Consider the following 10,316-nt stretch of genomic DNA (forward strand, 5'->3'; position numbering starts at 1 on the left):
GGCCAGCCGGTCGCCGCCGGGGAAGAAGGAGGCGGTGTGGCCGTCCAGCCCCATGCCGAGCACTACCGCCGCGAAGGGCAGGGGCAGGGCGGCAATCGCCTGTTCCACCCCAGCAAGCCCGGCCTCGGGCGTGGCCGCGCCGTTCACCAGCGGCACGAAGGCCGCCTGCGCCGCCGCACCTTGCAGCAGATGGTTTTTAACCAGCGCGGCGTTGGAGCGGGCGGAGGATTCCGGCACCCAGCGTTCATCCACCAGGGTCACGCTCACGCGTGGCCAATCGATGGATTTCGCGGACAACGCCTGAAAAAACCTCACCGGCGTGGTGCCGCCGGAAACCGCGAGCGCCGCCGCGTCCTCGCGCGCCAGCCGCGCGGCGAGCGCGGCCGCCACGGCGTCGGCCAGGGCCTCGGCAAGCGCGGCGGGTGAGGAGAATGCCTGGATCATGCCCCGCCGTCCAGCCAGGTGCGGCCATCACGCTCGATCAGCGCCACCGCCGCCGAGGGGCCCCAGGTGCCCGCGGTATAGGGCTTGGGCAGCTCCGTCGCGTTCGACCAGGCTTCCAGAATCGGCTCAATCCACGTCCACGCGGCTTCAACCTCGTCGCGGCGCATGAACAGCGTCTGGTTGCCGCGCACCACGTCCAGCACCAGGCGCTCATAGGCATCGGGGTTGCGCACCTGGAAGGTGCTGGCGAAACTCATGTCCAGCGGCACCGAGCGCAGGCGCATGCCGCCCGGCCCGGGGTCCTTGGTCATCAGCCAGAGCTTCACCCCCTCGTCGGGTTGCAGGCGGATGACCAGCTTGTTCGCCACGATCGGCCCGGCCGAGGCATCGAACACCGAATGCGGCGGCGGGCGGAAGGTGATCACGATATCCGACACCCGTTCGGGCATTCTCTTGCCCGTGCGCAGATAAAACGGCACCCCGGCCCAGCGCCAGTTCTGCACTTCGGCCTTCAGCGCCACGAAGGTCTCGGTGGTGCTGGTCTCCGCGCCCAACTCGTCGAGATATCCGCGCACCGCGCCGCCGGCGGAGGCGCCCGCGCGGTATTGCCCGCGCACCACCGCCTGCGTGGAAAGCGCATCGGCAATCGGTTTCAACGCGCGCAGCACCTTCAGCTTTTCATCGCGCACGGCATCAGCGTCCAGCCGTGCGGGCGGCTCCATGGCCACCAGGCAAAGCAGCTGCAGAATATGGTTCTGCACCATGTCGCGCAGGGCGCCGGCGGTGTCGTAATAGCCCGCGCGGCCTTCCACGCCCAGGCTTTCCGCCACGGTGATCTGCACATGGTCTATATGCGCGGCATTCCATAGCGGCTCGAACAACCCGTTGGCGAAACGCAGAGCCAGGAGGTTCTGCACGGCCTCTTTGCCGAGGTAATGGTCGATCCGGTAGACCTGGTCTTCGGGGAAGACTTTGCCAATGGCCGCGTTCAGCTCCTTCGCGGATTCAAGATTCTTGCCGATCGGCTTCTCCACCACCACGCGGGCGTTGGCATGCGCCATGCCGAATCGGCCAAGCCGCTCGCAGATGGGCCCGAACAGCGCGGGGCCGGTGGCGAGATAAAATACGTTGACACGCCCATGGTACGGGGTGAGCGCCTGGGCCAGCTCCTGCCAGCCGCCGTCGTCATCGGCCTCCACGGCGCGATAATCCAGCCGGGCGAGGAAGCGCTCGACATCGGCCTCGCTGCGCTCCTCGGCGGGGACATGCTCGATGATCGACTCGCGCGCCATGTTGATGAAGCCATCCGTGGTGAGCTTGCCGCGCGCGGCCCCGATGATTTTCGCCGAATCGGGCAATTGTCCGGCCACGTCGCGGTGGAACATCGCCGGGAGCAGCTTGCGCCGGGCCAGGTCGCCGGTCGCACCGAAAACCACAAGTACAAAGGGGACGACGGGGATGACACGGCTGGTCATGGCAATTCCTTGTTCACGTTGGCGCGGGCAAATTGGCTGTTAAAGCTTTTGAAGGCAAATAGAAATCCGGGACCGTGCCGCGCCACGACGCGGCCCCGGACCTTCTCCGCGTCCTGCGGCAGCGCAAGGCCGCTCGGCCGCGTGAGGCCGGCTGTGAATTCAGGACCGGCAACCAAGGCGCTCTCAATGTTGGTCCTGTGGTGTTGTTCGGGAGGCTGCTTCACGCCCTCGGTCGCCCCGCTTGCGCTGGGCAACCTCAAGCGATCAGACTCTAGACCGTTTTTTCGACGAAGTTCTTCTTCACCACGCCCAGCATCAGCGCGGTAACAACCGTTCCCGCCACCAGAGCGATGACATAGAAGCCAAGATGCGTGACCGCATCGGGGATCGGCAGCACGAAGATGCCGCCATGCGGAACTTTCAGCTGCACGCCGGATGCCATGGAAATAGCCCCCGCGATGGCCGACCCGGTGACGGTGCAGGGAATCACGCGGAACGGATCACGCGCCGCGAAGGGGATGGCGCCTTCGGTGATGAAGGAGAGGCCAAGCGCCCCGGTGGAGAGACCGGCCTCGCGCTCTTCCTCGGAGAAGCGGGCGGGGAACAGCCAAGTTGCCAGCGCGATGGCCAGCGGCGGGGTCATGCCGGCGGCCATCACAGCGGCCATCGGCGTGTAAACCTGGGCGGAGAGCAGGCCGACCGCGAAGGTATAGGCAGCCTTGTTCACCGGGCCGCCCATGTCGAAGGCCATCATCGCGCCCAGCAGCAGGCCGAGGAGAATGGCCGAGGAACCCTGCATGGACTTGAGGAAGTTGGTGAGGAAGGCAAGGATTTCGGCAATCGGCGTGCCGATGACATAGACCATGAGCAGACCGGTGATCAGCGTGCCGAGCAGCGGCAGGATCAACACCGGCTTCAAGCCTTCCATGCTGCGTGGCAGCTTGATGTGGCGGTTGAGATAGAGAGTGCTGTAACCGGCCAGGAACCCGGCGGCGATGGCGCCCAGAAACCCTGCGCCGAGCAGCGAGGAGAGCAGGCCGCCGATCATGCCCGGCGCCAGGCCGGGCCGGTCGGCGATGGAGTAGGCGATAAACCCGCCCAGGATCGGCACGAACAGCGTAAAGGCGGATTTGGCGCCGATCTCAAACAGCGCGCCGGCGAAGGTGTTGGCGTGCGAGGGGTCGGTTGCGTAGATGCCGCCGAAGGCGAAGGCGAGCGCGATGAGCAAGCCGCCCGCGGTGACGAAGGGGATCATGAACGAAACACCCGACATCAGATGCTTGTAGGCGCCGGTTTTCTGCGGCGTGCTGGCGGCTTTTGCGCTCCCGCCCTGCATGGCGGCTTCCGCGAGAGCCTTGGTGATGAGGTTCTGGCCATCGTTGATCGCGGGCTTGGTGCCGCTCTGGAACACGCGCTTGCCGGCGAACCGGCCAAGGTCCACCTGCTTGTCGGCGGCGATGAGCACGAGATCGGCGGCGGCGATTTCGGCATCGGTCAGCGGGGTCTGCGAGCCGACGGAGCCTTGCGTCTCCACCCGGATCTCATGGCCCAGCGCGGCGGCGGCTTGCTGCAATCCTTCGGCCGCCATGAAGGTATGGGCGATGCCGGTGGGGCAGGAGGTGATGGCGACGATCTTTTTCGCCACGCTCACAGGCTTGCTGCCGCTCAGCACGGCGCCGGCGTCGGCCAGCACTTCGCCGATGGTGGCGCGGATGCTTTTAATGCCTGCGAACCGGCTGTCCGTCGCATCGGCGCTGCCGACCAGCACGGCAAGCTTGGCCCCGGCAATCTGCTGGGCGCCAAGCGGGTTCAGCACGCCCTCATTGGTGCGCACTTCAACTTCTATGCTCTTGCCGGAGGATTTCGCGGCCTTTCGCAAAGCCTCGGCGGCAAGAACGCCGTTCACGGTAACATCGCCGGCGGTAACCGACGCGATAATCTCACTCATTGTCTGCTTTCTCCCTGTTTGATGATTTGAACTTGCGCGCAGAGCTTTTCCACGTTCTGCCGCGCGGGTAGATTCGCCCCTGCTTGCTGCAGCTTGGCGGTGGCGAAGGCGGTGGCGAGACGGGCGGTTGCCTCCAGCCCGGCATTTTCACACAAGGCGGCGACGATGCCGGCAACCATGGCATCCCCCGCGCCGACCGTGCTGGTCACCCGCAGGGCGGGCAAGGCCGCGCGCAAAACCTCGCCAGCGGTGACGAACAGCGCTCCCTCCGCCCCCAGCGAGACCACCACGAGGCTTACCCCGCGGGTGATGAGCTGGCGCGCGGCCGCGATCAGCGATTCATCAGAGTTCAGCGTGCTGCCTGCATAAAACTCAAGCTCGCTGCGGTTTGGCTTGATACAGTATGGCAGTTGCGCGGCCTGCAGCGCGCGCGTGAGCGGAATGCCGCTGGTGTCGAGTAGCGTGCGCGCGCCGCGTTCACGCAGGGTCATGGTCAGGCCGGCGTAGAAATTCTCGGCAATTCCCGCAGGCAGGCTCCCGCCCAGTACCACCAGCGTGTTTTCATCGGCCAGCGCCAGGGTCTGCTCAAAAATCCGCGTGCTTTCCTCGTGCGAAATCCGCAGCCCGGGCAGGTTGATGTCTGTGGTCTCGCCGTCGTGGCTGAGCTTGATATTGGTGCGGGTCTCGCCCGCCACGCGCAGGAAGGCATCGGTGATATGCTTGGCTGTGAAAAGCGCCTCGAACGTACCCGCGTTGCCCCGCCCGAGAATCCCCGTGGCGATCACGGGCAGTCCCCAGTCGGCCAGGCAGCTGGCGACATTCACGCCCTTGCCTCCGGGGTGGAAGACAACGCCGCTGGCGCGGTGCACATGGCCGGGGCGCAGGCGCTCCAGCAGCACTGTTTCGTCGATAGCCGGGTTGAGCGTAAGCGTGACGATGCGGGTCATGCGCCGGCTCCATCCAGGGCGCGCACCTGCGCGGCGTTGGCGGCGGCCAGGGCGTTGGCGGCCAGGGTCTGCAACGCGGCGAAATCAGCCTCGCGCAGCCGGGCCTTCACCGCGGCAATGTCGCGCGGGGTCATGGAAAGCTCGTTCACCCCCAGCCCGGCGAGCAGCGCGGCGCCGAACGGATCCCCCGCGATGCCGCCGCACACGCCCACCCAGCGGCCATGCTTGCGCGCCCCGGCCACGGTCTGCGCGATCAGCCGCAGCACGGCCGGGTGCAGGCTGTCAGCCTCGGCGGCCAGATCCGGGTTCTGCCGGTCGATCGCCAGCGTGTACTGCGTGAGGTCGTTGGTGCCGATGGAGAAGAAGTCGCAATGCTGCGCCAGGTTGTCGGCCTGGATGGCGGCGGCCGGCACCTCGATCATGATGCCCAGCGGCAGCACCGGGGCATCCAGCGACGCGCGGATCTCCTCGCAGATTTCCCGCAGGCGCAGAATTTCATCCACCGAGGTGACCATCGGGAACATGATCGACACATCCCCGCCCTGCGCGGCGGCGCGGTAGATGGCGCGCAGCTGCGGGTGCAGCAGATCCGGCCGGCGCAGCAGCAGCCGCGCCCCGCGCACGCCGAGGAAGGGGTTTTCCTCATGTGGCAGGTGCAGATGCGCCACCTGCTTGTCGCCGCCGATGTCCAGCGCGCGGATGATGAGCGGGCGCCCGGAAAGCGCGTCGATCATGCCGCGATAGGTGGCGAACTGCTCGTCCTCGGTGGGGGTGGCGCCGGTTTCCAGAAACAAGAACTCCGTGCGCATCAGCCCCACGCTTTCCCCGCCCTCGGCCAGCGCCATGGGCACCTGGTCCGGCCGGTTCACATTGGCGCCAATTTCGACGCGGTGGCCATCCGTGGTGGTCGCCGGCTCGCCGCGTTTTTTCGCCTCTTGCGCCTGCTTGGCCGCCAGCTCCGCGGCCCAGGCCTTGGCCGAGGCGATGTCATCGGCCGAAGGGTCGAGATACAGCCGCCCGGTCTGGCCATCGAGGATCGCCATGGTGCCCGATTTCGCCTCCAGCACCGCGTTGCCGCCCGCCACGATCGCGGGCAGGCCCAGCGTGCGCGCCAGAATGGCGGTGTGCGAGGTCGGGCCGCCCAGCGCCATGGCGAGACCGGTGACGCGGCTCATATCCAGCCCGGCGGTGTCCGAAGGGGAGAGATCGGCGGCGGCGAGAATGCAGGGCTGTTCGGGCAGATCCTGCAACGAGCCGAAAGTGACCGATGGCGCCAGCCAGCTCAGCACGCGCCGGCCGACATCGCGCATATCCGCCGCGCGCCCGGCCAGCACCGGGTTGCCCAGGGCCGAAAGGCTGGCGGCCATGCGCTCGATCGCCTCATTCCAGGACCATGCGGCGCCATGGCCCTCGACCATCAGCTGGCAGGTGAGGGTGATAAGGTCGCTGTCGTTCAGCAGTTCGGCCTGCGCCTTGAAGATCGCGGCATCCGAGGCGCCAAGGCGGCGGGTGGTGTCGTCGATCAGCGCGGTCATCTGCTGGCGCGTCGCGGTCAGCGCCTCGTGCAGGGCGTTGCCGCCATCAGTGAGGGAGACCGGCTCATCGGGGATATGCACCTCGGCGGCGGCCAGCACATGCAGCGGGCCGATGGCGATGCCAGGGCTGGCGGCGATGCCGGTTATGGTATGGGGCTGGCCCGGCGGCGCCCAGCCGCGCACCGGCGCGGCGGCCCGCGCGGCGGCTTTGGCGGCGTCAGCCACTTCCTGCGCGGTGAGGCCGGTGATGCGCGCGCGCAGCCGGGCCAGCCCGGCGGCGGCATCTTCACCCTCGGCGGAGACCGTTACCGTATCGCCCGCGCGCAGGCCAAGTTGCAGCAGGGCAACCAGATTGCGTGCATCCGCGGCCTCGTTGCCGTGGCGCACCTGCACGCGCAGGCCCGTGGCGCGCACGGTATCAACCCAGGCTGCGGCGGGGCGGGCGTGCAGCCCGGCCGGGTAATCCACCACCCAGTCAAATTTCTGGTCCAGATCCGCGACCGGCGCCGCGGCAGCCATCGGCGTGTCCTGCGTCAGGGCGTGGACGATCTCGCCCGCATCGCGCGTGGTGCAGAGCGCCGCCAGCCGCGCCTCGTCCTGGATCAGCCGGGTAAGGCGGCGCAGAATGGCGATGTGGGTATCCCCGCGGGCCGCGATGGCGACAATGAGCTGCGCGGTCTGCCCCGGGTTCCATTCAATCCCGCCGGGCACCTGCAAAATCGCGATGCCGTCGCGGCGGACCATGTCCTTGTCCTCGACCAGCCCGTGCGGAATGGCGACGCCATGGCCGAGATAGGTGTTCGCCACAGCCTCGCGGCGCAGCATGCTGGCGGCGAAATCCGGCGCCACGCAGCCGACGGCAACCAGAAGCTGGCAGGCCTCCGTGATCGCGGCCTCCTTGTTGGCCGGCGCGGCGTTCAGACGGACAAGCTCACGCCCCAGGAGGGCATCTGGAAGATTTGATGACATGGATGTTTTCCCCGTAACCTTGATGACACTGAAAACGATTTCATACACGCTTGTCAAGCACTATGCTGCTCATTTGAACATTTTTTTGTCGTACACCCCCAATGTACTTGCATTATAATAGGCTAATGTGCTGAAAATATTGAGAACGATTTCTATGAAAAGCGTCAGGATCAATGACAATCAGTATTAAAGACGTCGCCCGCGCGGCGGGCGTTTCACCAGCCACGGTCTCGCGGGCGCTTGGCGGCGGGCCGGTCAGCGCGGAGCTGCAGGCCCAGGTGGAAGCGGCGGTGAAGGCAACCGGCTACAGGCCCAACCTTTCGGCGCGGCGGCTGCGTTCGCGTCATTCGCAAACCATAGGGCTAATCGTTGCCGATATTTCCAACCCCTTCTTCACGGCGGTTGCGCGGGCAGTGGAAGATTCTGCATATAAAGCCGGATTGCGTGTGATACTATGCAATACTGATGAAAATCCACAAAAAGAGGCGATGTATCTCCAATTGATGGAGGAGGAGCGTGTCACCGGCGTTATTTTTGCGCCAACGCGCGCCTCGGTCGATAAACTGGCCCGCGCAACCTATAATTTCCCCATTGTGCTGATCGACCGCGCCGGGCGCGCTGGCGGCCGGGATGCGGTGGTGCTGGATAATTTCGCCGCGGCGGACATGTTGGTGGCGCATCTGGTGGCGCAGGGTTATCGCCGCATCACCGGGTTGTTCGGCAATGCCAGCACCACGGGCATCGAGCGGCACGATGGCTACGTGGCGGCCATGCAGCGGGCCGGGCTTACCCCGGCGGCGCGTTTCATCGCCCCCACCGTCGAGGCGGCGGAAGCCGAAACCCGCCACTGGTTCAAACAGGGCACGGCGCCGGAAGCGGTAATTGCCAGCAACGGGCTGATGCTGATGGGGGTGGTGCGCGCCATGCTCGCCGCCGGCAAGAAAATTCCGGAGGACATGGCGATTGCCGGGTTCGACAATGAAAGCTGGACCGAGCTGGCCGGGCCGGGGCTAACCGTGATCGAGCAGCCGGTGGCCGATCTCGGCCGGGCCGCGATGCAACTGCTGATGGACCGGCTGGACGCCCCGGATGCCCCCATGCGCAAGTTGGTGCTGGGCGGGCGCTGTGTGGTTCGCGGCTCAACAGGGCGGGTAACCGGGGCGGCGGGTTAGCATCCCGCCCCTGAAGCCCGCTGCATCCCGCGCCGGGCGGGCGGCTCTAAACAAATGGCCAGCATCAGCTTGACTCAAATCAATGGCTATTACCCGGGTTTGCGCTACAACTCATCGTCTTAATTATGACCATAATTCAAACTTGGGGGAAATAATCATGAACGATGCCCAGGCCTTTCAACCGGTCGCGATGCCACGGCTCAACGAGGCGGCACCCGCATTCGAGACCAAGACGACGCATGGTCCTAAAAAACTCTCCGACTACAAGGGCAAGTGGTTGATCCTGTTCTCTCACCCGGCTGATTTCACGCCCGTGTGCACCACGGAATTTATTGCATTTTCCAGAAACTATCCAAGATTCCAGGCGCTGAACTGCGATCTTCTCGGCCTTTCGATCGACAGCAATTTCGCCCACATCGCCTGGGCGCGCAGCATCGAGCATAATTTCGGGGTCAAGGTTCCGTTCCCGATCATTGAGGATCTCTCAATGAAAGTGGCGCACGCCTATGGCATGATCCAGCCCGGCGCCAGCGACACCTCCGCCGTGCGCGCCACTTTCTTCATCGATCCCGAGAGCAAGCTGCGCGCCATGGTATACTACCCGATGAGCAACGGACGCAGCATCGAGGAGTTCCTGCGCCTGCTCGAAGCCTTGCAAACCAGCGACAAGCACGGCATTGCGACGCCGGAAGCCTGGAAGCCAGGTGAAAAGGTCATCGTGCCGCCGCCGCAGACCCAGGCTGACGCCGAGGCGCGCCAGGGCAAGGGGTATGACTATACCGATTGGTACTTCTCCAAAAAGGAACTCCCCCGCTAATTTGCTGAAAGATCGATGATGCGCGCGCCATCATCACCACCATTACCAGCGCAATAGGCGGCCCGGATGTGCGAGTTGTTCGCGCTGTCGAGCAAAATGCCAACCAATGTCAATTTTTCGTTGGACATTTTTTCCAGGCACGGCGGTTTCGGCGGTAGGATGCTCGATGGCTGGGGGCTGGCCTTCTATGATGGTGCCGATGTCCGGCTGTACCGTGAGCCCGAGCCGGCCGGGCAGAGCGATTGGGTGTCTTTCATCGAACAGCGCCGGCAGCGCACCGGCCTGGTCCTCTCCCACATCCGGCGCGCCACCCGGGGTGCGGTCTCGCTGCGCAATACCCAGCCTTTCATGCGCGAGCTGGGCGGGCGGGCGCATGTTTTCGCGCATAATGGCGATCTCGCAACAATCAACCAGCGCATGGCCGGGCGCTGGACTCGCTTTCAGCCAATCGGGGAGACTGATTCCGAGATAGCCTTCTGCATCCTGCTCGAGGCGCTCTCCCCGCTCTGGGCCGGGCGTGCGCTCCCCTCCGTTGCCAGCCGAATGGCGGTCATCGAGGCTTTCGCGGCGCAGTTACGCGCGCTTGGCCCGGCAAATTTCATATATGCGGACGGCGATGTGCTGTTCGCGCATGGGCACCGGCGCATACAGCAGGACGGCGCGATTGCCCCGCCCGGACTTTTCCGGCTCACGCGCGCCTGCGGCACGGGCGATGCCGCAGCCGCAGCCTCCGGTATCAGAATCGGTGACGAACACGCCATGCAGGAGCTGGTTTTGTTCGCCAGCGTTCCGCTGACGGCAGAAGCCTGGCAGCCGCTGCGCGAGGGCGAGGTGGCCGCCGCCCGGCACGGCCGCCAGATCAAAGGGCCGGATTTTTTATAGGCGGCAAGCCAGTATCCCGCCCCTGAATCTAGTGGGACACGTCATTGAAAATGCCGTGTCCCACTAGCGTCATATTTAGCGCGCGCCGCCCACCAACCCGCGCGCAGTACCCTGCGTCATGAATGAC

General features: G+C 65.5%; 10 protein-coding genes. 3 read left to right on the forward strand and 7 right to left on the reverse strand.

Annotated elements, in window-relative coordinates; all coding sequences use genetic code 11:
- The 6 genes from pgl to ptsP all read right to left on the reverse strand — a co-directional run.
- Nucleotides 1-444, reverse strand: a 444-nt coding sequence (pgl, locus tag HKL97_RS11890) for a 6-phosphogluconolactonase (protein ID WP_291425607.1), incomplete at its 3' end; no start/stop codon positions are given.
- A complete protein-coding gene (gene zwf, locus HKL97_RS11895) occupies nucleotides 441-1,919 on the reverse strand; it encodes a glucose-6-phosphate dehydrogenase (RefSeq protein WP_291425609.1) in 1,479 nt (492 codons plus the stop codon). The genes zwf and pgl, both read right to left, overlap by 4 nt.
- Nucleotides 1,916-2,143 (reverse strand): hypothetical protein, encoded by a 228-nt coding sequence (locus HKL97_RS11900; RefSeq protein WP_291425611.1) that lies wholly within the window; start codon nucleotides 2,141-2,143, stop codon nucleotides 1,916-1,918. Before HKL97_RS11900 ends, zwf begins: the two co-directional genes overlap by 4 nt.
- 47 nt (nucleotides 2,144-2,190) lie before the next feature.
- Nucleotides 2,191-3,867 carry a PTS fructose transporter subunit EIIBC gene (locus HKL97_RS11905; RefSeq protein WP_291425613.1) on the reverse strand — a complete coding sequence of 559 codons (1,677 nt, stop codon included), beginning with the start codon at nucleotides 3,865-3,867 and terminating at the stop codon, nucleotides 2,191-2,193.
- A complete protein-coding gene (pfkB, locus tag HKL97_RS11910) occupies nucleotides 3,864-4,814 on the reverse strand; it encodes a 1-phosphofructokinase (RefSeq protein WP_291425615.1) in 951 nt (316 codons plus the stop codon). The genes HKL97_RS11905 and pfkB overlap by 4 nt, the downstream gene beginning before the upstream one ends.
- A complete protein-coding gene (ptsP, locus tag HKL97_RS11915; protein ID WP_291425617.1) occupies nucleotides 4,811-7,318 on the reverse strand; it encodes a phosphoenolpyruvate--protein phosphotransferase in 2,508 nt (835 codons plus the stop codon). Before ptsP ends, pfkB begins: the two co-directional genes overlap by 4 nt.
- 173 nt (nucleotides 7,319-7,491) lie before the next feature.
- Between ptsP and HKL97_RS11920 the strand changes: the two genes are divergently transcribed.
- Together HKL97_RS11920 and HKL97_RS11925 are read left to right on the forward strand one after the other, a co-directional pair.
- Complete coding sequence (locus tag HKL97_RS11920) at nucleotides 7,492-8,490, forward strand: LacI family DNA-binding transcriptional regulator (protein ID WP_291425619.1); 999 nt, start codon at nucleotides 7,492-7,494, stop codon at nucleotides 8,488-8,490.
- Between the two features lie 157 nt (nucleotides 8,491-8,647).
- Complete coding sequence (locus HKL97_RS11925) at nucleotides 8,648-9,307, forward strand: peroxiredoxin (RefSeq protein WP_291425621.1); 660 nt, start codon at nucleotides 8,648-8,650, stop codon at nucleotides 9,305-9,307.
- Here HKL97_RS11925 and HKL97_RS11930 read toward each other — a convergent pair.
- The gene (locus tag HKL97_RS11930; protein ID WP_291425625.1) at nucleotides 9,304-9,435 is read right to left on the reverse strand and encodes a hypothetical protein; all 132 of its coding nucleotides are present in this window, start codon (nucleotides 9,433-9,435) and stop codon (nucleotides 9,304-9,306) included. The two genes, HKL97_RS11925 and HKL97_RS11930, sit on opposite strands and share 4 nt — an antisense overlap.
- Between HKL97_RS11930 and HKL97_RS11935 the strand changes: the two genes are divergently transcribed.
- A complete protein-coding gene (locus tag HKL97_RS11935; protein WP_291425623.1) occupies nucleotides 9,404-10,189 on the forward strand; it encodes a class II glutamine amidotransferase in 786 nt (261 codons plus the stop codon). The two genes, HKL97_RS11930 and HKL97_RS11935, sit on opposite strands and share 32 nt — an antisense overlap.
- The last annotated feature ends 127 nt before the right edge of the window (nucleotides 10,190-10,316 follow it).

The organism is Acidocella sp., assembly GCF_013044125.1.
Classification (GTDB): domain Bacteria; phylum Pseudomonadota; class Alphaproteobacteria; order Acetobacterales; family Acetobacteraceae; genus Acidocella.